This window comes from Rhizobium sp. S163 (assembly GCF_030380805.1).
Taxonomy (GTDB): Bacteria; Pseudomonadota; Alphaproteobacteria; order Rhizobiales; family Rhizobiaceae; genus Rhizobium.
On record NZ_JAUDSA010000034.1, the window covers coordinates 17254 to 40603 of the forward strand.

28 protein-coding genes are annotated in these 23350 nt (G+C 62.2%); 7 read left to right on the forward strand and 21 right to left on the reverse strand.

The genetic code is table 11. The features are described from left to right. Positions 1–309: 309 nt before the first annotated feature. Together QTL96_RS23455 and QTL96_RS23460 are read left to right on the forward strand one after the other, a co-directional pair. Entirely contained in the window at positions 310–621 is a 312-nt protein-coding gene (locus tag QTL96_RS23455; RefSeq protein ID WP_112941360.1) for a hypothetical protein, read from the forward strand. Positions 622–763: 142 nt separating this feature from the next. Beyond that, entirely contained in the window at positions 764–1279 is a 516-nt protein-coding gene (locus tag QTL96_RS23460; RefSeq protein ID WP_289729408.1) for a superoxide dismutase family protein, read from the forward strand. Between the two features lie 58 nt (positions 1280–1337). Here the strand turns inward: QTL96_RS23460 and QTL96_RS23465 are convergent, their stop codons facing one another. From QTL96_RS23465 to QTL96_RS23500, 8 genes are all read right to left on the reverse strand, one after another. Next, complete coding sequence (locus QTL96_RS23465) at positions 1338–2147, reverse strand: mechanosensitive ion channel domain-containing protein (protein WP_289729409.1); 810 nt, start codon at positions 2145–2147, stop codon at positions 1338–1340. Between the two features lie 82 nt (positions 2148–2229). Further along, positions 2230–2751 carry a tyrosine phosphatase family protein gene (locus QTL96_RS23470; RefSeq protein WP_289729410.1) on the reverse strand — a complete coding sequence of 174 codons (522 nt, stop codon included), beginning with the start codon at positions 2749–2751 and terminating at the stop codon, positions 2230–2232. Continuing rightward, positions 2748–3317, reverse strand: a complete 570-nt coding sequence (locus tag QTL96_RS23475; RefSeq protein ID WP_289729503.1) for an HD family hydrolase — start codon at positions 3315–3317, stop codon at positions 2748–2750. Before QTL96_RS23475 ends, QTL96_RS23470 begins: the two co-directional genes overlap by 4 nt. A gap of 29 nt (positions 3318–3346) precedes the next feature. Beyond that, positions 3347–4183: a folate-binding protein YgfZ gene (locus QTL96_RS23480; protein WP_289729411.1), complete on the reverse strand. Its 837-nt coding sequence runs from the start codon at positions 4181–4183 to the stop codon at positions 3347–3349. A gap of 60 nt (positions 4184–4243) precedes the next feature. Then, a complete protein-coding gene (locus QTL96_RS23485) occupies positions 4244–4981 on the reverse strand; it encodes a hypothetical protein (protein WP_018898796.1) in 738 nt (245 codons plus the stop codon). Positions 4982–4994: 13 nt separating this feature from the next. Next, the gene (locus QTL96_RS23490) at positions 4995–5252 is read right to left on the reverse strand and encodes a hypothetical protein (protein ID WP_018898795.1); all 258 of its coding nucleotides are present in this window, start codon (positions 5250–5252) and stop codon (positions 4995–4997) included. A 100-nt stretch (positions 5253–5352) separates the two neighbouring features. Beyond that, positions 5353–5784, reverse strand: coding sequence for a TIGR02301 family protein (locus QTL96_RS23495; RefSeq protein WP_289729412.1), 432 nt, complete (start codon positions 5782–5784; stop codon positions 5353–5355). A 73-nt stretch (positions 5785–5857) separates the two neighbouring features. Continuing rightward, entirely contained in the window at positions 5858–6277 is a 420-nt protein-coding gene (locus QTL96_RS23500) for an NUDIX domain-containing protein (RefSeq protein WP_289729413.1), read from the reverse strand. A gap of 94 nt (positions 6278–6371) precedes the next feature. On the opposite strand from QTL96_RS23500, the gene QTL96_RS23505 reads away from it, so the two are divergent. The 3 genes from QTL96_RS23505 (at position 6372) to QTL96_RS23515 (ending at position 8178) form a co-directional block, all read left to right on the forward strand. Continuing rightward, on the forward strand, positions 6372–6692 hold the full coding sequence (locus QTL96_RS23505; protein WP_289729414.1) for a YnfA family protein: 321 nt from the start codon (positions 6372–6374) through the stop codon (positions 6690–6692). Positions 6693–6755: 63 nt separating this feature from the next. Then, positions 6756–7520: an SOS response-associated peptidase gene (locus QTL96_RS23510; RefSeq protein WP_113199076.1), complete on the forward strand. Its 765-nt coding sequence runs from the start codon at positions 6756–6758 to the stop codon at positions 7518–7520. Positions 7521–7557: 37 nt separating this feature from the next. Then, entirely contained in the window at positions 7558–8178 is a 621-nt protein-coding gene (locus tag QTL96_RS23515) for a LysE/ArgO family amino acid transporter (RefSeq protein WP_113008443.1), read from the forward strand. Here QTL96_RS23515 and QTL96_RS23520 read toward each other — a convergent pair whose 3' ends face one another. The 5 genes from QTL96_RS23520 to QTL96_RS23540 form a co-directional block, all read right to left on the reverse strand. Beyond that, entirely contained in the window at positions 8179–8316 is a 138-nt protein-coding gene (locus QTL96_RS23520; protein WP_018898789.1) for a hypothetical protein, read from the reverse strand. Between the two features lie 159 nt (positions 8317–8475). After that, positions 8476–9324 carry a CDP-diacylglycerol--serine O-phosphatidyltransferase gene (gene pssA, locus QTL96_RS23525; protein WP_018898788.1) on the reverse strand — a complete coding sequence of 283 codons (849 nt, stop codon included), beginning with the start codon at positions 9322–9324 and terminating at the stop codon, positions 8476–8478. Positions 9325–9344: 20 nt separating this feature from the next. Further along, the gene (locus tag QTL96_RS23530) at positions 9345–10127 is read right to left on the reverse strand and encodes a phosphatidylserine decarboxylase (protein ID WP_354669143.1); all 783 of its coding nucleotides are present in this window, start codon (positions 10125–10127) and stop codon (positions 9345–9347) included. A gap of 35 nt (positions 10128–10162) precedes the next feature. Continuing rightward, positions 10163–12040: an ABC transporter ATP-binding protein/permease gene (locus tag QTL96_RS23535; RefSeq protein ID WP_018898786.1), complete on the reverse strand. Its 1878-nt coding sequence runs from the start codon at positions 12038–12040 to the stop codon at positions 10163–10165. A gap of 201 nt (positions 12041–12241) precedes the next feature. Next, positions 12242–14227, reverse strand: coding sequence for an Ig-like domain-containing protein (locus QTL96_RS23540; RefSeq protein ID WP_289729416.1), 1986 nt, complete (start codon positions 14225–14227; stop codon positions 12242–12244). 155 nt (positions 14228–14382) lie between these two features. On the opposite strand from QTL96_RS23540, the gene QTL96_RS23545 reads away from it, so the two are divergent. After that, entirely contained in the window at positions 14383–15006 is a 624-nt protein-coding gene (locus QTL96_RS23545; protein WP_289729417.1) for a TIGR00730 family Rossman fold protein, read from the forward strand. An 11-nt stretch (positions 15007–15017) separates the two neighbouring features. Here the strand turns inward: QTL96_RS23545 and rarD are convergent, their stop codons facing one another. Continuing rightward, a complete protein-coding gene (gene rarD, locus QTL96_RS23550; RefSeq protein ID WP_289729418.1) occupies positions 15018–15932 on the reverse strand; it encodes an EamA family transporter RarD in 915 nt (304 codons plus the stop codon). 114 nt (positions 15933–16046) lie between these two features. Here rarD and QTL96_RS23555 point away from each other — a divergent pair, with 114 nt between their 5' ends. After that, the gene (locus QTL96_RS23555) at positions 16047–16922 is read left to right on the forward strand and encodes a methyltransferase domain-containing protein (RefSeq protein ID WP_289729419.1); all 876 of its coding nucleotides are present in this window, start codon (positions 16047–16049) and stop codon (positions 16920–16922) included. A 6-nt stretch (positions 16923–16928) separates the two neighbouring features. Here the strand turns inward: QTL96_RS23555 and cimA are convergent, their stop codons facing one another. The 7 genes from cimA to cysS form a co-directional block, all read right to left on the reverse strand. Continuing rightward, the gene (cimA, locus tag QTL96_RS23560; RefSeq protein WP_289729420.1) at positions 16929–18542 is read right to left on the reverse strand and encodes a citramalate synthase; all 1614 of its coding nucleotides are present in this window, start codon (positions 18540–18542) and stop codon (positions 16929–16931) included. A gap of 198 nt (positions 18543–18740) precedes the next feature. After that, positions 18741–19697: a prolyl aminopeptidase gene (pip, locus tag QTL96_RS23565; RefSeq protein ID WP_289729421.1), complete on the reverse strand. Its 957-nt coding sequence runs from the start codon at positions 19695–19697 to the stop codon at positions 18741–18743. After that, a complete protein-coding gene (locus QTL96_RS23570) occupies positions 19694–20170 on the reverse strand; it encodes a GFA family protein (protein ID WP_018898779.1) in 477 nt (158 codons plus the stop codon). The genes pip and QTL96_RS23570 overlap by 4 nt, the downstream gene beginning before the upstream one ends. Then, positions 20167–20637, reverse strand: coding sequence for a GFA family protein (locus tag QTL96_RS23575; RefSeq protein ID WP_289729504.1), 471 nt, complete (start codon positions 20635–20637; stop codon positions 20167–20169). The genes QTL96_RS23570 and QTL96_RS23575 overlap by 4 nt, the downstream gene beginning before the upstream one ends. Before the next feature lie 14 nt (positions 20638–20651). Next, entirely contained in the window at positions 20652–21131 is a 480-nt protein-coding gene (locus QTL96_RS23580) for a GFA family protein (RefSeq protein ID WP_289729422.1), read from the reverse strand. Further along, entirely contained in the window at positions 21131–21496 is a 366-nt protein-coding gene (locus QTL96_RS23585; RefSeq protein WP_289729423.1) for an endonuclease domain-containing protein, read from the reverse strand. Before QTL96_RS23585 ends, QTL96_RS23580 begins: the two co-directional genes overlap by 1 nt. A 233-nt stretch (positions 21497–21729) precedes the next feature. After that, positions 21730–23136, reverse strand: coding sequence for a cysteine--tRNA ligase (gene cysS / locus QTL96_RS23590; protein WP_289729424.1), 1407 nt, complete (start codon positions 23134–23136; stop codon positions 21730–21732). Between the last annotated feature and the right edge of the window lie 214 nt (positions 23137–23350).

Below are 23350 nucleotides of genomic sequence, written 5' to 3' on the forward strand. Positions count from 1 at the left end.
GATTTTGTGTGGCAAATCCAGCGGGCATAATCCTTTGGTCGCATTAATATTTGGTTCCCTCGAAAAAAGATATATCAATAGCGCTATATTTATTAGCTGGCGTGCACCCTCGCGCCCAGCGTCTTGCGGTGGATCGAAGTCGAGCGTCGGCAGCGATCAAAAGGTCAGATTTTGTCAATCATGGTTAATGCGGCATTAACAACTTATTGACCGGCCTCGCAAATCAGTTTAACCACCGGCTTAGTTCCGATTTTTCCCTATTCGTATTGCGTACAAACATCATCGGTAATGCGGTGAACGGAGGTTTGTATGAACCGTATTTCGTCTGCAGTTGATACGTCCTATGCGTATCTCGGCACTCTTTCGAGATTGGATTCCAACAGTGACGGCGTGTTGAGCCGGAGTGAGCGTGCGGCTGATGAGAAGCCGGGAATCCTGTCCGTTGCGAGCCAGTCCCAGAATACCCAGGAAGCGCCCAAGCTGTCGAATGGCGTGCTCGCATTCATGATGAGTGCACGTCAGTCCGGCGCGTTGAGCTCCGGTTATGAAAGCCAGGCAAATTCGGCCAATGTTCTCTATCAGAACACCTATGGCCAGTACGATCTCGACATCGCGTCCTGATCGCTTATCTTGGATTAATCGAAGATGAAGCCGGCCGGTTGGCCGGCTTTTTCTTTGTCTGCTCTTACCCGGAGCACCAGCCGCTTGGAACACCGACACGCGGGATGCGTTTGTCAGAGAGGGCCAATAGGAGGGAAACACGATGAGACGACTTCTATCCATGACATTCGCGACCGTCGCGGCCTTGGCAACCGTTGCCTTCGCGCAAGACAAGCAGACTGCGCAGGCGAATTTCGTCGGTGCCGATGGCAAGGACGATGGGCGCGCCACATTGACGGCGGCCGCCGCCGGTGGCGTCTTGATCGAGCTTGAAGTATCCGGTCTACCGGCAAACAAGTGGGTCGCATTCCACGTCCACGAAACCGGCAAGTGCGACGCCGCCAGTCATCACGAATCGGCCGGCAAGCACTTCAACCCGACCAAGGCCGAGCACGGTCTGCTCGCCGCCAAGGGTCCGCATGCCGGCGATATGCCGAACCAGTATGTCGGGCAGGACGGTGTCTTGAGGGCGCAGGTCTTCGATGGGATGGTGACCCTCGATGGCAAGGATAACGGCATTCGCGGCCGTGCCCTGATGATCCACGAATACTCGGATGACTATCGTAGCCAGCCAGCCGGCGATGCCGGCGCTAGGCTCGCATGCGCCGTCATCAAGTAGCATTGACCCCTGCCATGGCAGAAACAAAGGTGGCCGCCAGCTTGGCGGCCACCTTTTTTTACAGAATAGGCAGGCCCTTCTCGTCGAAGCTGGCCTTCACCCGGCCGAGAATCTCGCGGCGGGCATCGTCCCAGTCGCCGGTCTTTGCCCAGTAGCGCAGCGTCAGCGTGATCTTGTCCGACGTCACCGCATCGATATAGGTCTTCGGCTGCGGCGACTTCTCCACCCGCGAATCGGCCTTGGCAATATCCGTCAGCGTCTTCATCGCCAGATCGACATCGTCGCCCGCCCGCACATTGATGGTGAGATCGTTCTTGCGCGTCTTCTCGCGGCTGTAATTGGTGATCGGCGTATTCCAGAGCGTCGAATTCGGCGCCAGCAGATAGAGCCCGTCGGCAGTGCGGAACTCGGTCGCGAACAGCCCGATCTCACGCACGGTGCCGGCGACGCTGCCCGTCGCGATATATTCGCCGACCCGGAAAGGCCGCAGGATCAGCAGCATGATTCCCGCGGCGATATTCTGCAGCGTACCTTGCAATGCCAGGCCGATGGCCAAACCGGCCGCACCAAGAGCCGCGATGATCGACGCCGTCTGTACCCCGAACTGCCCGAGCACGGTGATGAAGACAAGAATTAGCAACGCGTAGTGCAGGACATTGGTGAAGAAACGGGCCAGCGTCTCGTCGATCCCACGCACCCGCGAGATGCCCTCGAACGCCCAGCGGCTGACGAAGCTCGCCATCAACCAGCCCAGCACCAGCAGGATGAGCGCGCCAAGGATAGAGAATGAATATTGGACCGCAAGCGCGCTTGCCTGGCTCAAAGCCGTTCGGGTTGCCACGATTACGTCGGTTGCCTGTTGTTCCATGATCTCGCCAAATATCTGAAATGATTATCGGTTGACCTGCGTAGATGGGACAGAAGGCAGGCGCGTCAACCGTTTAAAACGGTCACGCTTTGTCAAGCGCAAGCACGAAGGGCGCGTTTCCATCCGCATCGGCGCCGCGGCCGATCGCCTTGATCGCCTTGACCAGCCGCCCATCGCGGCCAAGCAGTTGGTCGCCGATCTCGATGACCCGCATGTTCGGCGTGGCATAGGGCGAGGCCGCACGAAGACGCTGCGCCAGTGCCTCTTCGCTCTGGTCCGGCCTCAGCGACAAGGCCGCGATCACGGCAGCAGCCGGCGAGCGCGATACGCCCATCCAGCAATGAACGATGAGCGGTGCCGTCTGATCCCACTCAGCGGCAAAGTCGATAATCTCCCGCACATGCGTTTCATCGGGCGCCACGAGATTGCCCGTGCCCTTGAAGGCGATGTCGTTCATGTGGAGCAGCAGATGCCGGTGCGCCTGAATGACCGCCGGGCGATGGAAGCTCTGCTCCTTCGCCATCAGGCTGATCATTTCGCGGGCACGGTGCCGCACGGCCATTTCGGCGATGCGGGCAAGCGGGGTCACGACGATCGATGTCATGACTTTCCTCGCAGGCCGTCGATAACGGCGAAGCGCTCGCAGAACAGCCGCTGCGCCTCGACCGCCGGCAACGGCGTCAGCAAGAGCATCTCCTTGGTGATCCCGCGCGGTTGCCCGAAAAGCTTCTGCGCCTCGCTGGCGCTGAAGCCGGCCAGTTGCGACGCCTCGAAATAGGCCGCGATCGTGTCGGCCTTCTTGATGTTGTCCTTGAGCTCGCGGGACGCATGCGGCGGCAGCCCGAACCGCAGGTGGATCGCCGCTTCAAGCCGTTTCTCGACGGTCTTGTAGCCACCCCCGACCACGGATTTGAAAGGCGAGATCATATCGCCGATGACGTACTCGGGCGCATCGTGAAGCAGCGCCATCAGGCACTGATCCGGCGTCGCCTCGTTCAGCCGCCGGAAGATGTCCTCGACCACGAGACTGTGCTGCGCGACCGAAAAGGCGTGATCGCCCGATGTCTGCCCGTTCCAGCGGGCAACGCGCGCCAGGCCGTGGGCAATGTCGCTCACCTCGACATCGAGAGGCGAGGGGTCGAGCAGATCGAGCCTGCGCCCGGAAAGCATGCGCTGCCAGGCGCGAGGAGCCTTCGTGGTCAAGCGCTGGCCTCATCGGAGGCGGCCGGAAAGACGAGCGCCGACCATGCGGGCAGCGCAACCGTCACGGCAACGTCGCCGGCAAGCAGCGGCGTGCCAGAAGACATGGCCTCACCGGCGCGATCGATTCGGACGATAGCCAGCCCGCCATGTCCCGAGACCGAGCCAAGTGTGCCGACAGGCTTGCCGTTAGCGGTGATTTCGGTGCCGGAGGCGGGAAGCGGCTCGGTGCTGCTCACGGTCACGACGCGACGGCGCGCCGTTCCCCGGTGCTGCATGCGTGAAACCACTTCCTGGCCGACATAGCAGCCCTTCTTGAATGAGAGCCCGCCATTCAGGTCCATCAGCACGTCATGCGGAAAGGCGTCCTGAAGCGCATAGTCCGATCCGGAAACGGCAACGCCATGGGTGGCGCGCAGCGCGTCGTAAAGTGCGACATCGTCGCTGCCGTACTCGCCCGGACGGCGGAAAACGTCGATGCCCGCCTTGGCGAATCGGCTGTCCTTGAAGCCATTGGTCGACGCTTCATCCCACGAGACGGTCACGCCATTGCCCTCAGTGGCGAGCGCCACGGCGGCGCGCAGCTTGTACATCGTCAGGCGCTTCGTCAGGGCCTCGCGTTGGCTTTCGTCGGTCTCGATGATGAAGTCGTCGCCATCGCGCCAGATCATGAAGTCGAACAGGATCTTGCCCTGCGGGGTCAGCAAGGCACCGGGTCGCGCCTCGGCTGCATCCAGAGACACGATATCGGTGGTGATGAGGTTCTGCAGAAAGGACTGAGCCTCTGCGCCGCTCACCCGAATGAGCGCGCGGTCTTTCAGAAATACGGCTGGCATGGCGCACCTGTCGCGTTGTTATCGCTCAGAAGTATGTCGTCGGAGCGGGGATCGCAAGCATCAGTCGCCGGCGGTGAAGAACTTCCACTTTCCATCGGCAGTGATGCCGAGGCGATAGAAATTGTAGCCGCCGAACTCCTGCATGTCGGCGAGATCGCCTGCGGTGACGATGCGCAACAGCTCGACACGCTCGGGCGGCGTCAGCTTCTTCAGGTCCTTCTCAGCAAAGTAAGGCCAGACATACATCTCATCAGGGGTACCCTGGCCGACATGGACGAAGCCCGTCGAGATGATGTCGAGAATGATCGCCAGGATCTCGTCGCCATCGGGATCGCCAGAGAGATCCTTCAGCGCGCCGATCGGATCGTCGGTTGCCTCGCCCACGCTGACCTGCGTCTGCGTCGCGCCAGTGCCGAACAGCGGCCGCAGCCGCTCGAGATCGCCGGAGGCGGCGGCTTCGACGATCTGCTCGCGCATGTGGCGAACCGGTTCCGGCACCTTGCTGATGTCGTAGAGAACCTCGACCGGCTTCGAGCTGTCCTGTGCGCCAGGCGTCGTGTCGGGACTCTGGCCAGCCGGCTTGCTGATGACGGGGCCGGGCGCGGGCACGCCCGACGATGCGTCGGGCGCGCTTGGCGGCTTGTCGGTGGATGTGCCGTCGGAAGCGGTGGGGGTCTTTTGCAGCTCAGACAGCGCAAACGCCGATGGGGCGCTCATCAGGCTGCTGGCACCGAGGCTGATTGCAAGCAAAAGCGGCGCGATCGCGGGCCGCGAAGCATTGTTCATATCGGTGCGCATGGAACTCTCTGTGTTATTGCAGGGTGCGGGTCGGAGAAAACTCACCGGCCAGCATGCGTTCTCGCAACGATTCCAGCAAGGCTTCCGCGTTCTTTTCGCCGTGCAGGCGAATGGTTTCGCGAAGCGCGTGAATGATCGCCGTGTCGGCGATAATCTCGGGTTCGATACCGTCGGCCATGCCGTCGGCCCAGGCTTCGTTATGGTACTCCAGCGCCGCCTGCATCTTTTCGTGGACGATCATGTCGTCGATGTCGTTGAGGCTCGGTTCCATTAGCTTTTCCTCGAACTGCATGCCTTACTGTCTGGTTAACAACACTATCAGCCTTTTCCCAAAACGACACGTCCCCCTGTAAAAAGAGGTTAATTTATCGTTAATTTCCAAAGCGTGACGTAATTTCCGTGGCGAGTGTTGCGCCTTCGTTACGGTAGCGTTCTTCTGCCATGATCGCCGCCGGTGTGCAATCGGTATAAACGGAGGCAAAGGCGCGGTATCCGCGATTGAAGGCCGCCGTCAGTTTCTCTTTCCATGCGGGCTCATCTTTCGCTTCAGAATCAAGCAGTTGCTGCATGCGCACCCGCCATTCCTCGCCGTTCTGAGCCTTGCAAAGCGTTCTCAGGTAATGCACCGACCCGAGCACCTCGGCCAACCGGCCAAGCTTGTCGTCGTAGGGAACGGTGACATCCTTCGGCGCAACCGGTTCGTCCGGCGCAACCGCTGTCGGCCCCTGCGCCGAGACAAATGTCGGTATCGCCGTGGAGACGCCAAGAACAACACACAACAAAACGCGGCGAAAGGGAATCATGTGCGTATTGGACACCCTGAAGATGACGGGGACAAGGTGCGGGGTTGCCTTTCCCCTTGCTTATTCCCCTTCCTCATTTCTGGGCGGCTGCCAGCCGTTCGGCGCACTCAAGCACGCTTTGCGGCGTCGGCAGGCGGCGAATCTCGTCCACTGTGAACCAGCCGAGCGCCGCCGCATCGTCTGCCGCGACGGCAACCGAATCGGCATCGGCCTCGACGCGGAAAACCGAGAGAAAGAAGTGGCTGGTGAGCCGCCCGTCCGTGCCATGCTGCTTCAGATCGTAGGTGGCGAAGATCTCGGGGTTGCGGGCACGGATACCTGTCTCCTCCTCGAACTCGCGCAATGCGGTCTGGTCAGGCGTTTCCCCAGGCTCCGCCCTGCCGCCCGGAAAGGCGTACATGTCCGCCGATGGCGGATTGCGCCGGAGCACCAGCAGGAACCGCCCGTCGCGCTCGAGAATCGCGGAAGATGCAGCTGTCGGATTGGAAGTCATCAGAAATGCCGTTTGTTGCTTGCCGGTGATTGCCGTCGCGTGCCTATCTCAATCAGGAAAACAATCTGATCCAAGCGATTCGAAGGCACGTGCCGTGACTTATATCATCTACGCCGCCGCGGCCCTCTTCGAGATTGCCGGTTGCTTCGCTTTCTGGGCGTGGCTGCGCATGGCAAAACCGATCTGGTGGCTGGCGCCCGGTATGGTGTCGCTAGCCCTGTTCGCCTGGCTCCTGACGCTGGTGCCGAGCGAAGCGGCGGGCCGCACCTTCGCGGCCTATGGCGGCATCTACATCGTCGCGTCGTTGATCTGGCTGTGGCTTGTCGAGCACCGCGTTCCTGACCGGTGGGATATCAGCGGCGCTATTGTCTGCCTTGCCGGCACTGCGATCATCCTCTTCGCGCCGAGAAGCTGATCCGACGGGACCATACCTGGCCGGTCCCTTGACCCTGAAAGGGCAGGGTGCAAATAGATTGGCATGTGTGGACGCTACGCCCTGACCATATCCCCCGAGGAGTTGAAGGAAGTTCTGGGTATCCTCGACCTCGAGGATTTTCCCGCGCGCTTCAACATCGCGCCGACTCAGCCGATCCTGGTGGTCGTCTCGGGTGAGGGACAGGAGAGGGGTAGCAATCTGCCGGACCGCCGTGCGCTTCTCGTTCGCTGGGGCTTTACGCCGGGTTGGGTGAAAGACCCCAAGGCGTTTCCGCTTCTCATCAACGCCCGCTCGGAAACAGCGATCGGCAAGGCATCGTTCCGCGCCGCCATGCGCCATCGCCGCGTGCTCATTCCAGCCTCCGGCTTCTATGAATGGCACCGCCCTTCCAAGCAGAGCGGCGAGAAATCGCAGGCCTACTGGATCAAGCCGCGCCACGGCGGCGTGGTCGCCTTCGCCGGGCTGATGGAAACATGGTCCTCGGCCGACGGTTCCGAAGTGGATACCGGCGCGATCCTCACCACATCAGCCAACGCCGCGATCTCCCCGATCCACGACCGCATGCCTGTGGTGATCAAGCCCGAGGATTTCGCCCGTTGGCTCGATTGCAAGACGCAGGAACCGCGCGAGGTGGCCGATCTCATGCGGCCGGTCGAGGAGGATTTCTTCGAGGCGATCCCGGTCTCCGACAAGGTCAACAAGGTGGCCAATATGGGGGAGGACCTGCAGACCCCGGTGCCGCTGGAAAAGCCGCTGCCGCCCGCTGACAAGAAAAAGCCGGATGACGGCCAGCTCAGCTTCTTCTGATTCTGTATTCCCACCGCAGTCACATCCGGAAAATCACATGTTCTCCATCTCGGCCGCGCTCTCCGGTCTCTTCCTCGGCGCTTCCCTCATCATCGCCATCGGTGCCCAGAATGCCTTCATTCTGAGGCAGGGGCTGCTGCGCTCGCATGTCTTCATCCTGTGCCTGATCTGCGCGCTGTCGGATGCGCTGCTGATTGCAGCAGGGGTCGCCGGTCTCGGCACGCTCGTCTCGCAATCGCCGACGCTGATCACCGTCGTCAGCCTCGGCGGCATGCTGTTTCTCGGCACCTATTCATTCATGGCATTCCGGCGCGCGCTTCATCCCGGCGCGATCGAGGCGGGAACGCCGGAGCCGTTGGGGCTGAAGGCCGCGGTGGCCACGTGCCTCGCCTTCACCTTCCTCAACCCGCACGTCTATCTCGACACGGTCGTGCTGCTCGGCAGCTTGTCGGCCGCCTATCACGGCGCGGATCGCCTGGCTTACGGCCTTGGGGCCGCGGCTGCGTCATTCATCTGGTTTTTCGGTCTGGGCTACGGTGCGCGTCTGCTGCAACCGGTCTTTGCCAAACCCGCCGCATGGCGGGTTCTCGACGTGCTCATCGGCATCGTCATGGCGCTTCTGGCCATCAGCCTCGGCGCCCGTGTCCTGACGTCGTGATCAGGCGATCTTCTTGGCGAGCGCCGGCTTCTTCAGCATCAGCGCTGCGGCCAGAACGGCCTTCAGGCCGAGCGGGCGGTAGTGCGCGCTGAGATCGGTCTTTGCAGGCTGTTCCACATTCGTCTTCTTCGGGGTCACGTTACTCTCCTTAACTTCTGTCCCTAGACTCTTATATTTATTGCTCTTTTGCCCGAAATAGCGACAAAATGGAGGCAAGACACATCATGATTTGTGTCGGCAAACCATAATTCGCGAGGCTTGAGCGGAGCGGGATAGATTAGGATTGTCTGGAGAAACTCAGATGTGACGGCCGATATCGTCTTCGCCGACACCCGGCTCTTCGATCGTCAGCGTCCCGTACTTGCGCTTCCATTTGCGCGCACCGAACGGCAGCGTGCAGAGGTAGACCACGGCGGTGAGCGACATGACTTCCCAGGTGAAGCTCGACAGCATGGCGACATAAAGCACCACGCCAAGCATCATCGGCAGCACCAGATCACGCCGAAGCTTCGTGCCTTCCGATTTGCCCGACCAGACCGGCAGGCGGCTGATCAGCAGGAAGGCGATGAGCACCGTGTAGGCGGCGGAGAGATAGCCGAAGGTTTTGTCCGTGGTCATCCCGAGGAAGCCGAGATAGACGGGCAGAAGCACCAGCATGGCGCCGGCAGGAGCCGGCACGCCGACGAAATATTCCGACTGCCAGCTCGCCTTGTTTTCGCGCTCCGACATGACATTGAAGCGCGCCAGCCGCAGGCCGGCGGCGATGGCATAGATGAGAGCCGCGATCCAGCCGAGCGAACGCGCCTGATCGAGCGCGAAGACATAGACGACCAGCGCCGGCGCCACGCCGAAATTGACGATGTCGGCCAGCGAATCCATCTGCGCGCCGAACTTCGACGTCGCCTTCATCAGCCGCGCGACGCGCCCATCGATGCCATCGAGGAAGGCGGCGACGAGAACCATGCCGACGGCAAGCTCGTATCGGTTTTCGAAAGCAAGTCGAATGCCCGTCAGGCCGGCGCAGATTGCCAGGATAGTGATCAGATTGGGAACGACCAGCCGCAACGGAATCTCACGAAGCCGTGGACCGCGACCCGAATCATCGGGTGGGCCATTGGGTTCGAAAGGCGGGAAGGGCGTTTCCATGATCGCGCTCCTAGTGGTTCTCAGGCGCGGCGGCTGACGACGGGGCCCTTGGCGGAGCCGAATTCGGCCAGCACCGTTTCACCCGCGATTGCCGTCTGGCCGAGCGTGACGCGCGGCTGCGCGCCCTCGGGAAGGAAGACGTCGAGGCGCGAGCCGAAGCGGATCAGGCCGAAGCGCTCGCCGGCATCCAGCGGCTCGTTGGCATTGGCCCAGCAGAGAATGCGGCGCGCCACGAGGCCGGCGATCTGCACGACGCCGATCTGGCCATGGGCGGTCTCGATGACGAGGCCGTTGCGCTCATTGTCTTCGCTGGCCTTGTCGAGCTCGGCGTTGACGAAGCTCCCCGAGCGGTAATTGACGCTGACGATGCGGCCGCGCATCGGCGCGCGGTTCACATGGCAGTTGAAGACGTTCATGAAGACGGAGATGCGCAGCATCGGCGACGAGCCGAGATTGAGCTCCGCCGGCGGCACGACCAACTGCACGGACGACACCTTGCCGTCCGCGGGCGAGATCACCAGATCGTCGTCCTGCGGCGTCATGCGCTCCGGATCACGGAAGAAATAGGCGCACCACAGCGTCAGGATCAGGCCGATCCAGAACAGCGGCTTGAAGATCCAGCCGAGAATGAGGGAGGCCACGAAGAAGGCCGCGATGAAGGGATAACCTTCCTTGTGCACCGGAACGATCGTGTTGCGTACCGTATTGAACAAGCTCATGTATGCCGCTCTCCTAGCGTTTTCGTCTCCGCTGGTTACAGGGAAACACTCCTGGGGGCAATGCCGATGCCCTCTCATGCACATCTAAGCGTGCTGATGGACAGCAAGCGTTTGCAGGCTCAGGTGGCCGGCGCCAGCCGGTTGACCACGCCGAGATCGTCGTTCTCGCGCACCTGCTTCAGATGCTCCTCGGCCTGCGTTGCCTCGCGCTGGCGGCTCCACATCGAGGCGTAGAGGCCGTTCTTCAACAAGAGCTCCGCATGCGTCCCGCGCTCGGCGATCTCGCCGGCCTTCAAGACGATGATCTCGTCCGCGCCGATCACGGTCGAAAGGCGGTGCGCGATGACAAGCGTCGTGCGGTTCTTGGAGACGACGTCGAGCGCGGTCTGGATCTCGCGTTCCGTGGTCGTGTCGAGCGCCGACGTCGCCTCGTCGAGAATGAGGATCGGCGGCGCCTTCAGGATCGTGCGGGCAATCGCCACGCGCTGCTTCTCGCCACCCGAAAGCTTCAATCCGCGCTCGCCGACCATGGTGTTGAACCCTTCAGGCAGAAGGTCGATGAAGTGGGCGATCTGCGCGATCTCGGCCGCGGTCTTCACTTCAGCCTCAGTGGCCGATGGCCGACCATAGCGGATGTTGTAGGCAACCGTGTCGTTGAAGAGTACGGTATCCTGCGGCACCATGCCGATCGCGGTGCGCAGGCTCTTCTGCGTGACCCCACGCACATCCTGGCCATCGACGGTGATCGACCCGCTCTGGATATCGTAGAAGCGATAGAGCAGCCGCGACATGGTCGACTTGCCGGCCCCTGAGGGCCCGACGATCGCCACCGTCTTTCCAGCCGGCACGTCGAACGAGATGCCCTTCAGGATCGGGCGCGCCGGGTCGTAGGCAAAATGCACGTCCTTGAACGAGATGGCGCCCTGCTCGATGTTCAGCGGCTTGGCATCGGGTGCATCCTTCACCTCGGCCTGCACTTCGAGCAGGTCGAACATCTGCTCGATATCGGTCAGGCCTTGGCGGATTTCACGGTAGACGAAGCCGATGAAGTTGAGCGGCACGGAAAGCTGCAGCAGCATCGCGTTGACGAAGACGAAGTCGCCAACGGTCTGCTCGCCGCGCTGCACGGCCAGCGCCGAAAGAATGAGCATCACTGTCGTGCCGAGGCCGAAGATCACGCCCTGGCCGAAGTTCAGCCAGCCGAGCGACGTCCAGACGCTGGTCGCAGCCTTCTCGTAACGCTCCATAGAGGTATCGAAGCGCTTGGCTTCCATGTCCTCGTTGCCGAAATATTTGACCGTTTCGAAGTTCAGAAGCGAATCGATCGCCTTGGTGTTGGCGTCGGTATCGCTGTCGTTCATCGTCTTGCGGATGGAGATGCGCCAGTCGCTGGCCCGGATGGTGAACCAGATATAGGCCCAGACGGTGAAGGCGGTCACCGCGAGGTAGGAAAAGCCGTAGCCCCACCAGAAGATGATGGCGGTCAGCAGGAACTCGATCAGCGTCGGCACGGAGTTCAGGATCGTGAAGCGCACGATCGTCTCGATGCCCTTCGTACCGCGCTCGATGATGCGCGACAGGCCGCCCGTCTTGCGCTCCAGGTGAAAGCGCAGCGACAACTCGTGCATGTGTACGAAGGTCTTGTAAGCAAGCTGGCGCACCGCATACTGGCCGACGCTGGCAAACAGCGCGTCGCGCAGCTGGTTCAGGCCGAGCTGGATCAGCCGCGTCAGGTTATAGGCGATGACGAGCGCGATGGCGCCGACGAGAAGATCCGGCACCTTGCCCGCAAGGTCGGACTTGCCGTTCAGCGCATCCGTCGACCACTTGAAGAAATAGGGCACGAGCAGCAGCACGAACTTCGATATGAGCAGGTAGACCGACGCCCAGACGACCCGCATCTTCAGATCACCACGCCCCGTCGGCCACATGTAGGGCCAGAGATTGAAGAGGGTCCGCAACAGATTGGAGTCTGAAACTGTCTTGCCGTTTGCCATGCATGTCTCCGGCCTGCGTCAGGCTCTGGAAGTGTCGCGTTGTCGGCAAAGAGGGGAAGGGCGCAGCGTAAGGGCCGCCGCCTGACATGATCGCCGTCAACGCCAAATAGGGTTGCGGGCGGAGCAATACAACATAAGAAGATCAAAGGAAAAGAGAGGCCGGCAATCATATCGATGCCGGCCCCTGTATTATTGTATGTTCTAGAGATGCTCGCCCGACATGCGCTTGCGGTGCATCTCTTCAGCGTTGGGCAAAGCGTCCTTCGGAAGGCCGAAAACCTGGCCTGGCAGGATGCGATCCGGATTGACGATCTTGTCTTCGTTGGCGACGTAGATCGTCGTGTAGCGCACGCCCGCGCCATAGATGCGGCGTGAGATCTGCCACAGCGTATCGCCACGGCGGATGATCACGGTTTCCTTGCTTTCCTGCAGCGGCGCCTGCTCGATGGTCGCGGGACCGGCGTCGCCGCTCGCAACCTCGTTCGCGGGGGCAGCCGGTGCCGCGGGTGCAGCCGGCGGTGCCGTCAGATCGGCCACCATCTGGCCGAGCTTTGCGAGTGCGGCGCCGACCGAGCTGGCGTCGCGCGGCAGCGATTGCAGCAGCTTCAGCGCATCGCTGGCCTTCATCGAAGCGGTGGTGACCCGCTCCTTGAAGTCGGCGGTCGCATCGGCAGCGGCGCGGAAATCGACGATCGATTTTAGCGCGAACTCGTTGGCCGAGCGGGCGGCCGCGAGCTGCTCGTTGCCGGGCACCTTGCCGTCGCTGAACAGGCCGCTCAGAAGCGCGAATGCCTTGGCCGCGTCGTTCTTCAGCTTGCCGAGCGCGCCTTCGTCGAGCGAGATCATCGGCGTCGCCGCGTTGCCCGTGGGCGTGCCGGACTGCGCGGCCACCGTGACCTGGTTGCCTTCGGGGCGGTTGAAGTTGACCGAAGCGCGAACCAGAACCTTGCCGGCCGCATCGACGACGTCGACGCGGATCTTGTGGTCGCCGACGGCAAGCGGCATCACGCCGTCGATGACGAAGTGGCCATCCTCGCCGGCCTTGGCCTTGCCGATCAGCTTGTCGTCGGCATAGCCGAAGACGTTGGCCTGAGGCTTCGCGGTGCCGGCGACGAAGATCTTGTCGCCTTCGATTTCGACGGCATTGACCCGGACGTCAGCCGGTGCGGCTGCGGTTGCCGGCGCGGTTGCCGTGTCTGATGCCGCGGGAGCCTGTGCCTGTGGCGCTGCAGAGGCCTGGTCGGTCGGGGTGGCGTTGTTGGCGGTATCAGGAGGCGTCACGCCAGGCGCGGTGATAATGCGGCTGGCGGCGCCCGGCTTGGAGACCATGGCGAGCAGCTGCGATGCATTGCCGTCCTTGGGGATCGAGATCGTGGCGATCTCTTCCGAAGTCGTCACCTTGCCGTCCTTGGCAGTCGCGCGCAGCTGCAGCTGGTGGTCGCCGGCGGCAAGCGGATTGTCGAGAACCGCGACGAAATCGCCATTGTCGCCGACATCGGTCCCCATCAGCACCTTGTCGCCGTCGAGGATTTCAAGCTTGCTGTTCGGCTCGGCGGAACCTGCGATGACCGTGGAGCCGTCGGGCTCGACACGCAGCACGTCGAATGTCGGCAGCTTCGGGCCTTCGGCAACCGGTGCGGCTGGGTTGTCCCGCGTCTGAGGTGCCGCTGGCTCCGGCGCGCCCGTCAGGGCTGCTTCGGCGCGTGCAATCGCGGCGGCTGCGTCGGCGATGTTTTCGGGCAGCGACTGGATGATGGAGAGCGCCTTGGCGGCGCCGGCCTTGGCCTTGTCGATCGCGGCCGTGGTGATCGGGTTGGTGCCCTCGGGGGTCGCGAAATCGGCGAGTGCCTGAAGCGCTCCGATCGTCTTCGTCTTGGCGCTTGCGAAAACGTCGTCTGTCGGGCCCTTGCCGTCGGCAAACAGCGCCTTAAGTTCGCCAAGTGCCTGTCCGGCTGCCGTCGTCAGGCCGCCGAGCTTCTGCGCGGTCGCGGCATCGTCGGGTGCCGACGGACGCGAGGTCTTGGCGGATTCGGTTACGGTTTTCTTGACCTCGGAGCTTGCCTGATTGATTGCGTCACCAACCTTGCCGGCATCGCCACCGATACGGGGCATGACGACAAAGACCATCAACAGAATTGCGATTACAAGCACTGCAAGGGCCAGCAAGCCGGCACGGTTTTTCATCATCAGGTCTCCCCAAGCGGCAATCTTGCCAGACTTCCTGAAATTGCTAGCGATTCCCGTTGCTTTGCACAAGCAGTCAAAGTAGCCGGGCAAATGTAAGATGTATGTTTTCCGTCATTTTTCTTGACTGGACCCAGAGAGAATAGTTGTTTGCTCCCATGACAGATCAATCTCATTCCATTCGCTCCATCTGTGTCTATTGCGGTTCGCGCCCCGGCAGCGACCCGAGCCACATGGCCGCCGGCCGTGCGCTGGGCAAGGAGATCGCCGATTACGGCCTGCGCCTGATCTATGGCGGCGGCACCAAGGGGATCATGGGGGCGGTTGCGAGCGGTACGCTTTCGAACGGCGGTCAGGTGACCGGCATCATTCCCGAATTCCTGATCGACATGGAGGCGACCCGCCACTCCCTCGGCCAGCTCAACGAGCTGATTGTAACGCCTGACATGCATGCGCGCAAACACACGATGTTTGAACGCTCGGATGCCTTCGTGGCGCTTCCCGGCGGTATTGGTACGCTGGAGGAAATCATCGAGATCATGACCTGGGCGCAGCTCGGCCGTCATGAAAAGCCGATGATCTTCGCCAATATCAACGGCTTCTGGGACCCGATGATGGAGCTCTTGCGCCACATGACGGACGAGGGCTTTATCCACACTGCTCACCGGGTGCAGCCGCTGGTGATCGACATGATCGAGGAGATTATCCCTGCGATCATGGCGCAGGCCGCCGAATTTGCCAGCGACCGCGACGGCGAGGAAGCCGTTATCTCGAAATTGTAATAAGCGGGGGCTTATCGCCCCCGACTGCCTCTCAGCATCGACCATGTGTAGAGGAAAAGCCCCGCCCATATCAGCGGGAAAGCAATCATGCGCGCGGTGCCAAGCGGCTCCTTGAAGATGAAGACGGCGATGAGAAAGATCATCGTCGGCGCGATATACTGCATGATGCCTATCGTCGACAGCTTCAGGAGCTTGGCGCCGTTGGCATAGATCATCAACGGGACAGCTGTGATCAAACCGCAGCCGAGAAGGAGCGCCGTATCGCTCCAGCCGGTACGATAGAAATGCCCGTCTCCGGTGCCGAGCTCCAGATAGAGAACATAAAAGAAGGCCGGGATGCTGAGGATCAGCACCTCGAGAAAGAACCCCTGGTTCGGGCCGAGCGGCAGCGTCTTGCGAAATAGCGCGTAGAGGCCCCAGGTAATCGTTAGCGTCAGCGAAACCCACGGAATACCGCCGCTGTCGACTGCGAGCACCACGACGGCGAGACCCGCCAGCACGATCGCGCCGATCTGCGCCGGCCGCAGCTTTTCTTTCAGCACGACGGCGCCGAGGAAGATGCTGAAGAGCGGATTGATGAAATAGCCGAGTGCGGCATCCAGCGAATGGCCGGCACCGATCGCCCAGACATAGGTTCCCCAGTTGACCGTGATCAGCGATGCCGTGAGTGCGGCCATCGCCAGCATACGCGGAGAGCGCAGAGCGATGTGGATGTCCTGCGTGCGCCCGAGCACGATGAGCACGATGCCGGCCAGCGGCAGCGACCAGAGGATGCGATGCGCGATAACCTCGGCCGGCGAAATATGCGCGACCGCCTTCATGTAAATCGGCAGAAAGCCCCAGAGCAGATAGGCCGTTAGCGCAAAGGCGAAGCCACGCGGACTGTCCTCGTTTTTCACGAGGGGAATGCTTGCATCGGCGGACATTGGGTGTTTCCATTGGTTCTTATGATTGGCACCCGATTAGCGCAAAGGCCGTGAATAGGCCAATTCATTTCATTGAAGCGATATTCGCTATTGCTGAATTATCAGGATCAGACCGTGGATGAAGCCGAGCTGAAAATCTGCCGCCGTGCATACGCCGCGCAAATGCTGGCCAAAGCCGGCGTCGATCGGGATGATGAACTGCTGAACGCGTTCTCCACTGTGCCGCGCGAGGATTTCCTGGGGCCGCCCCCTTGGAAGATGCGGGACTGGAAGCGTTACGTCGAGGTGCCGTCAAGCGACCCGGTCGTTCTCTACCAGGACCTGCTCTTCGCGCTCCAGGCTGATCGCCAGGTCAACAATGGCAGCCCGAGCCTGCACGCGGGCGCCTTGCACCGTCTCGCGCTGCGCAAGGGCGAGACGGTCTGCCACATCGGCGCCGGCAGCGGCTATTACACCGCGATCATCGCCGAAATCGTCGGCGAGACCGGCCGCGTCGTGGCCGTCGAGTTCGATGCGGAGTTGGCGCAACAGGCCAGGCGCAATCTCGCGCGCTACGCAAATGTCGAGGTCATCAACGGAGACGGTCTCGAATGGCCCCACGAGCCGGCGGATGCCATCTATGTGAATTTTGCGCTGCACCACCCGGCCGAACCTTGGATCGACAAGCTCGCGACCGGCGGGCGCCTGCTGTTTCCGCTCGGCACGCCCGCCATGGGCGCCGAAGGCCGGCTGCTTGGGGTGACCTCGCAGGCCGCCTTCTTCCTCATCGGCAGGCAAGGGGATGAATTGAGTGCCCGCTTCCTGCAGCCGGTCAATTTCGTCTGGGGCGAGGGGATCTCAGGCGAACTCTCCACCTACGCCGCGCTTGATCGCGCCTTCCACGCAGGAGGGCTCAACCGCATTCACGCGCTGCGCTGGAATGCGGTCAAGACGGAGCAGGAGTGGTACTCGCAGGAGCGCTGGGGCCTCGTCATGGCCGCGCTTCATTGAGCGTTCCTATTCCGCCGCGATCTTTCCCGCCAGCTGCCGGTTCTTCATCAGCTTGTAGATGACCGAATCCATCAGCGCCTGGAACGAAGCGTCGATGATGTTCTCCGACACGCCGACCGTCCACCACCGCACGCCGTCGCTGTCGGTGGATTCGATGAGCACGCGGGTGATCGCTTCCGTGCCGCCATTGAGGATACGCACCTTGAAGTCGGCCAGAACCAGATCGTCGATCTCGTGCTGGTACTTGCCGAAATCCTTGCGCAGCGCGAGGTCGAGCGCGTTGACTGGGCCATCGCCCTCCGCCACGGACATGATTGTCTGGCCATCGACGCTGAGCTTCACGACGGCCTCGGAAACGATCTTCACCTTGCCGTGCGAATCGAAGCGGCGCTCGACCATCACCCTGAAGCCCTCGACCGAAAAGAACTCGGGGATTGTGCCGAGCGTGCGCCGTGCCAACAACTCGAAGCTGGCATCCGCACCCTCATAGGCATAGCCGGATGCTTCGCGCTCCTTCACCAGCGAGATCAGCCGGTCGAGCTTCGGATCGTCCTTGCCCACCTCGATACCGCGCCGCTTCAGCGCGTTGATGAAGTTCGCCTTGCCACCCTGGTCCGACACCATGACCTTGCGGAAGTTACCGACGCTCTCGGGCGTCACATGCTCGTAAGTCCGCGGGTCTTTCAGAAGCGCCGAGGCATGGATGCCGGCCTTTGTCGCGAAGGCGGAGGCGCCCACATAGGGCATCTGGTGATCGGGCGAACGGTTCAGAAGCTCGTCGAAGGCATGCGACAGCCGCGTCAGGTTGAGGAGACGATCAGGGTCGATGGCGGTCGTGAAGCGTGAAGAGTAAGTCTCCTTCAGCGCCAGCGTCGGGATCAGCGTCACCAGATTGGCATTGCCGCAGCGCTCGCCGATGCCGTTGAGCGTGCCCTGGATTTGCCGCACGCCGGCCTCGACGGCGGCAAGCGAATTGGCGACCGCCTGGCCGGTGTCGTTATGCGCATGGATGCCAAGACAGTGACCGGGAACGCCCGATGCGATCACCGCCTCGACGATCTCGCGGATTTCGGGCGGCTGCGTGCCGCCATTGGTGTCGCAAAGCACGACCCACCGCGCGCCGGCATCATGGGCCGCCCTGGCGCAGGCCATCGCATACTGAGGATTGGCCTTGTAGCCGTCGAAGAAATGCTCACAATCGACCATCGCCTCCTTGCCCGCCGCGACCACGGCCTTGACGCTCTCCGAGATGCTCTCGAGGTTCTCTTCGTTGGAACAGCCGAGTGCCACCTTGACGTGATAGTCCCAGCTCTTGGCGACCAGACAGACCGCATCGCTCTTCGCCTGCAACAGGCTGGTGAGCCCCGGATCGTTGGAAGCCGAAACGCCGGCGCGCTTGGTCATCCCGAAGGCGACGAAGGAAGCGTTGCGGGTGCGCTTCTCGTTGAAGAACGCCGTATCTGTCGGGTTCGCACCCGGATAGCCGCCCTCGATATAATCCAGCCCGAACTCGTCGAGCATGGTGGCGATGGCGATCTTGTCCTCGACGGAAAAATCGATGCCCGGCGTCTGCTGTCCGTCGCGCAGCGTGGTGTCGAAGAGATAGATACGGTCTTTCATTGCCAAGCCTCCCAGGCCTCGAATGCTTTCATGTGGGGCCACCCCCCTGTGTCCTGCCGGACATCTCCCCCACAAGGGGGGAGATCGATTTGTGGCGAGCGCGTGCGCCCAGCCAATCTCCCCACCTGTGGGGGAGATGCCCGGCAGGGCAGAGGGGGGCGTCCACCCACCAGCGCCAGCTCACTCGCTCCGGAGAACTTACTTCCCCGCAAACATATCCGTCGCCCGGATCAGCCTGTCGAGGATTCCCGGCTCCGAATAGGCATGCCCCGCACCCTCGATCAGGTGGAAATCCGCCTTCGGCCAGGCCTTGTGCAGCGCCCAGGCATATTTGGCCGGGCAGGGCATGTCGTATCGGCCGTGGACGATGAGGCCGGGAATGTCCTTTAGCTTGTGCGCGTCGCGCAGAAGCTGGCCTTCCTCCATCCAGCCGGCATTGACGAAGAAGTGGTTCTCGATGCGCGCGAAGGCATAGGCGAACTCGGCGTCCTCGAACTTGCCGCTGGTAGAAGGCTCCGGCATCAGCGTGATCGTCTCGCCTTCCCAGATGCTCCAGGCCTTGGCGGCTTCGAGCCGCACCGCCTTGTCCTCATGGGTCAACCGGCGATGATAGGCGTGCATCATCTCATGCCGCTCGTTCTCAGGAATCGGCGCGATGAAGCGCTCCCATTTGTCCGGAAACATCTCGGAGACGCCGAACTGATAGTACCAGTCGAGCTCGGCCTTCGTCAGCGTGTAGATCCCGCGCACGATCAGCTCCGATACGCGCTCCGGATACTTCTCTGCATAGGCGAGCGCCAGCGTCGATCCCCAGGAGCCGCCGAAGACCTGCCATTTCTCGGCGCCCGCCATCTCGCGCAGCCGCTCTATGTCGGCAACGAGATACCAGGTGGTGTTGGCGTTGAGATCGGCATGCGGCGTAGAGCGGCCGCAGCCGCGCTGGTCGAACAGCGTCACGTCGTAGAGCGCGGGATCGAACAACCGGCGATGGCTCGGCGCGATGCCGCCGCCGGGACCGCCATGCAGGAAGACTGCCGGCTTCGCGCCCGGCGTGCCCGAGCGTTCCCAATAGATCACATGCCCATCGCCGACATCGAGATGGCCCGATGCATAGGGTTCGATTTCGGGATAGAGCGTTCTCAGAACTTCGGTCATATTTTCACGCCTTGGGCTGGCCAGATATTGGTATCGTGATCGGGATGCTGGAAGGAGATGATCGCCTCCTGCCGCGCGTAGAAATCGGGGTCGGTATGAACCGGCTGGTCGAAGATCGTCTCGACCCAGGGGATGCGCGCCTCGTAGTTCACCTGGACCTGCGGCGCGAGATCGCTGCGGTCGTCGAAGGTGCCGATCGCAAGCTCGAGCCCGCCGGGATGCCGGTAGATCATCGGCGTGCCGCAATCCTTGCAGAAGCCGCGCTCGATGTTGACGGAAGACTGGAAATAGCTCGGCGCCCCACGCGTCCACTCCATGCCTTCCTCCGGCGTCGTCACCAGCGCCGAGAAGAACCCGCCGAACTGCTTCTGGCACATGCGGCAATGGCAGATCGACGGTCGCCCGAGCTTGCCCGAGATACGAAAACGCACTGCGCCGCATTGGCATCCGCCGGTTCGGATGGGTTCGCTCATGATGATGCTCCAGATGGCCATTCGGCCGTGTCGTGGTCGGGATGTTGATGATTGCTCGCGGCAATCGCATTTTCGCGATCGGGCGTCTCTTCGTCGGGTTCGATGGGCAAATTGTCGAGGTCATGAAACCAACGCATCTTGCGCCCGGTATTCGATTGCGCCACCGGCTTGACCGCCTGCGGATCGTCGAGCGTGCCGAGAACGAGGTTGACGAAGTCAGCCTCGGGTATGTCGTAGAACAGCGGCGTCCCGCAGGCCGCGCAAAAGCCGCGCCGCACGAGGCCAGAGGATTGGAACCACGCCGGCTCCCCGCGCGTCAGTGTAAACTCGGATCGTTTCGCGGCCGCCAGCGGCATGAAGTAGTTGCCGGACGCCTTCTGGCACATGCGGCAATGGCACAGATGCGGATAGCCGAGTTCGCCTGCCGCGTGATATCGAACCGCGCCGCACTGGCATCCTCCACTCATCGCCGCTGTTGTCGTCACGGACGCGTTCCCTCGGGCCAGGTTGCGGTGTCGTGGTCGGGGTGTTGGTAGGAAACGAGATCGAGCACGAAGGGTGCCGCCTCGGCATCGTCCTCGGTCACACGGGCCGGCAGTTCGTGCAGGTGGTCGACGAAATCGATCTTGCGCTCGGTGCCGAACTGGATAACGGGCGGCAGCGCCGAGGGATCGTCGAAGGCACCGGCAGCAATCGCGATCCCATCCGGCGCCTCATAGGTGAGCGGCGTACCGCAATCGGCGCAGAAGCCGCGCTCGACGACGTTGGACGACTGAAACCGCTTCCGCTCGCCCCGCGTCCATTCAAGCTCCGCGCCACGCACCGATACCAGCGGCGCATAATAGGCGCCGAATGCCTTCTGACACATGCGGCAATGACAGATCGAGGAGTCCTTGAGCGTCCCCCGGACCCGGAAACGGATCGCGCCGCACTGGCAGCCGCCGGTGTAGGTTGAGGTCATCAGCTGTGCCTTCCTATGATTGTCAGGATATGCAGGCAGACATTGTCGATATCGCGCAGGACGTCGTCGTTCCAGAAGCGCAGGACTGTCCAGTTATCGGCCTCGAGGCGACGGGTCCTTGCTTCGTCATAGACAGCATTCGGCTCGCGCGCGTGCTGCGAGCCATCGATCTCGACGATCAGCCGATGCTGGGGGCAGGCGAAATCGACGATGAAGCCGGCGACCGGGACCTGTCTGCGAAAGCCGAGACCCATCAGCCGATGGGCGCGCAGTTCGTTCCCAAGTTTGAGTTCTGCTTCGGTCAGGGCCTTGCGCATGCGCTTGGCATTGGCGCGGCGACGCGGGGGAACGGGGGCATGGGTCATTGCATGCTCCTTCGTTAGCGCAGCGGGCGTGTTACCCCCCTCTGTCCTGCCGGACATCTCCCCCACAAGGGGGGAGATCGGATAGTAGCGATGGCGCTGCCCCACGCAACGTTGCATGGATTTGAAACGCTGGTAAGGGAGCGATGCGGCCACGCCCAGCCGATCTCCCCCCTTGTGGGGGAGATGCCCGGCAGGGCAGAGGGGGGTATCGCGAGCCGCAGCGCTGACCATGGCTACCGCTTCACCTCCCACGTCGTCACCCGCTCGCCGGTTGCCGCATCCTTGCCGTCCTTCAGCTGCACGCCCTCGGCCAGCAGCGTGTCGCGGATCTTGTCGGCTTCGGCGAAGTTCTTGGCCTTCAGCAGTTCCAGCCGCGCCTTTACGCGCCGGTCGATCTCGATCGCCACCGCCTCGTCGATCTCCGCCATTTCAGGCAGAAGACCGAGCAGGGCGGCGCTGGCGGCGTAGGCCGGCAGCAGCGATTTGTCGGCGTTGGCTTCCTGTGCCAGCGCATGCAGCGCCTGCACGGCCGCGACCGTGTTGAGATCGTCGCGGAGCGCGCCGAGGACCGCCTCGGAAGGGGCGGCATCGGCGGCTTCCGCCGCCGGCCACTTTGCCAGCAGGCGTTCAGCCTCTTCCAGACGCTTGACCGAGAAATCGATCGGCTCGCGGTAGTGCGTCATCAGCATGGCAAGGCGCAGCACCGCGCCCGGCCACTTGCGACCACCGAATTTCTCCGTCGCCAGCAATTCGTTGATGGTGATGAAGTTGCCTTCCGACTTCGACATCTTGCGGCCTTCGACCTGCACGAAGCCGTTGTGCATCCACACATTCGCCATCACCTCGGTGCCATGCGCGCAGCGCGACTGGGCGATCTCGTTTTCATGGTGCGGGAAGATCAGGTCGAGCCCGCCGCCATGGATATCGAAGACGTCGCCGAGGTAGCGCTGGCTCATTGCCGAGCACTCGATGTGCCAGCCCGGACGGCCGCGGCCCCAGGGGCTTTCCCAGCCGGGCTCGCTGTCGCTGGAGGCCTTCCAGAGAACGAAGTCGCCGGGGTTCTTCTTGTGCGCGTCGACCGCGATGCGGGCTCCCGCCTGCTGTTCGTCGAGCGGCCGCTTCGAAAGTTGCCCGTAATCGGCCATCGACTTGGTGTCGAACAACACCTCGCCCTCGGCCTCATAGGCGTGGCCACGCGCAATCAGCCGCCCGATGATCTCGATCATCTGCGCAATGTTATCTGTCGCGCGCGGCTCCACCGATGGCTCAAGGCAGCCGAGTGCGGCTACATCCTCGTGGAACTGCCGCGCCGTCTTCTCGGTCACGGCATGGATCGCGTCGTTGAGTGAGAGGCTCGGATGATCGCGCAGCGCCCGTGCGTTGATCTTGTCGTCGACGTCGGTGATGTTGCGCGCATAGGTGACGTGATCGTCGCCATAGACATGCTTCAGCAGCCGGAAGAGAACGTCGAAGACGATGACGGGGCGGGCATTGCCGATATGGGCGAAGTCATAGACGGTCGGGCCGCAGACATACATGCGCACGTTGTCGGCGTCGATCGGTGCGAAAACCGTCCGTTCGCGCGTGAGCGTGTTGTACAGCTTGAGTTCCGGCGTCTTCGATCGCGACTGGCCGTCCATGTCTATTCTCCCAAAATGCCATAATCCGAAAAACAACGTATCGCGACCGGCGGGCCGGGGCGTTTGTCATCTTGGCGTATTGGGAGACGAAAACGGCCAGGCCAGCGAGCGCGCTAGCGAATAATCTTCCGGCAGATGATGCAGGTAACCGTCTTCATGGCGGGTTTTATGGCCCGGCTTCGGGCATTGGTCAAGGGGGGTGAGACGCGGTCGG

What these genes read in the sequence shown, in the direction of transcription:
- QTL96_RS23585 (WP_289729423.1), bottom strand. Translation starts at nt 21,496, where the DNA reads ATGACCCATGCCCCCGTTCCCCCGCGTCGCCGCGCCAATGCCAAGCGC.
- QTL96_RS23455 (WP_112941360.1), top strand. Translation starts at nt 310, where the DNA reads ATGAACCGTATTTCGTCTGCAGTTGATACGTCCTATGCGTATCTCGGC.
- QTL96_RS23480 (WP_289729411.1), bottom strand. Translation starts at nt 4,183, where the DNA reads ATGCCAGCCGTATTTCTGAAAGACCGCGCGCTCATTCGGGTGAGCGGC.
- pssA (WP_018898788.1), bottom strand. Translation starts at nt 9,324, where the DNA reads ATGGAAACGCCCTTCCCGCCTTTCGAACCCAATGGCCCACCCGATGAT.
- QTL96_RS23500 (WP_289729413.1), bottom strand. Translation starts at nt 6,277, where the DNA reads ATGACTTCCAATCCGACAGCTGCATCTTCCGCGATTCTCGAGCGCGAC.
- QTL96_RS23580 (WP_289729422.1), bottom strand. Translation starts at nt 21,131, where the DNA reads ATGACCTCAACCTACACCGGCGGCTGCCAGTGCGGCGCGATCCGTTTC.
- QTL96_RS23535 (WP_018898786.1), bottom strand. Translation starts at nt 12,040, where the DNA reads ATGGCAAACGGCAAGACAGTTTCAGACTCCAATCTGTTGCGGACCCTC.
- QTL96_RS23485 (WP_018898796.1), bottom strand. Translation starts at nt 4,981, where the DNA reads ATGCGCACCGATATGAACAATGCTTCGCGGCCCGCGATCGCGCCGCTT.
- QTL96_RS23515 (WP_113008443.1), top strand. Translation starts at nt 7,558, where the DNA reads ATGTTCTCCATCTCGGCCGCGCTCTCCGGTCTCTTCCTCGGCGCTTCC.
- cimA (WP_289729420.1), bottom strand. Translation starts at nt 18,542, where the DNA reads ATGAAAGACCGTATCTATCTCTTCGACACCACGCTGCGCGACGGACAG.
- QTL96_RS23545 (WP_289729417.1), top strand. Translation starts at nt 14,383, where the DNA reads ATGACAGATCAATCTCATTCCATTCGCTCCATCTGTGTCTATTGCGGT.
- QTL96_RS23470 (WP_289729410.1), bottom strand. Translation starts at nt 2,751, where the DNA reads ATGACATCGATCGTCGTGACCCCGCTTGCCCGCATCGCCGAAATGGCC.
- rarD (WP_289729418.1), bottom strand. Translation starts at nt 15,932, where the DNA reads ATGTCCGCCGATGCAAGCATTCCCCTCGTGAAAAACGAGGACAGTCCG.
- QTL96_RS23475 (WP_289729503.1), bottom strand. Translation starts at nt 3,317, where the DNA reads ATGCTTTCCGGGCGCAGGCTCGATCTGCTCGACCCCTCGCCTCTCGAT.
- QTL96_RS23465 (WP_289729409.1), bottom strand. Translation starts at nt 2,147, where the DNA reads ATGGAACAACAGGCAACCGACGTAATCGTGGCAACCCGAACGGCTTTG.
- QTL96_RS23510 (WP_113199076.1), top strand. Translation starts at nt 6,756, where the DNA reads ATGTGTGGACGCTACGCCCTGACCATATCCCCCGAGGAGTTGAAGGAA.
- QTL96_RS23570 (WP_018898779.1), bottom strand. Translation starts at nt 20,170, where the DNA reads ATGAGCGAACCCATCCGAACCGGCGGATGCCAATGCGGCGCAGTGCGT.
- QTL96_RS23495 (WP_289729412.1), bottom strand. Translation starts at nt 5,784, where the DNA reads ATGATTCCCTTTCGCCGCGTTTTGTTGTGTGTTGTTCTTGGCGTCTCC.
- QTL96_RS23530 (WP_354669143.1), bottom strand. Translation starts at nt 10,127, where the DNA reads ATGTGCATGAGAGGGCATCGGCATTGCCCCCAGGAGTGTTTCCCTGTA.
- QTL96_RS23460 (WP_289729408.1), top strand. Translation starts at nt 764, where the DNA reads ATGAGACGACTTCTATCCATGACATTCGCGACCGTCGCGGCCTTGGCA.
- cysS (WP_289729424.1), bottom strand. Translation starts at nt 23,136, where the DNA reads ATGGACGGCCAGTCGCGATCGAAGACGCCGGAACTCAAGCTGTACAAC.
- QTL96_RS23575 (WP_289729504.1), bottom strand. Translation starts at nt 20,637, where the DNA reads ATGAGTGGAGGATGCCAGTGCGGCGCGGTTCGATATCACGCGGCAGGC.
- QTL96_RS23540 (WP_289729416.1), bottom strand. Translation starts at nt 14,227, where the DNA reads ATGATGAAAAACCGTGCCGGCTTGCTGGCCCTTGCAGTGCTTGTAATC.
- pip (WP_289729421.1), bottom strand. Translation starts at nt 19,697, where the DNA reads ATGACCGAAGTTCTGAGAACGCTCTATCCCGAAATCGAACCCTATGCA.
- QTL96_RS23490 (WP_018898795.1), bottom strand. Translation starts at nt 5,252, where the DNA reads ATGGAACCGAGCCTCAACGACATCGACGACATGATCGTCCACGAAAAG.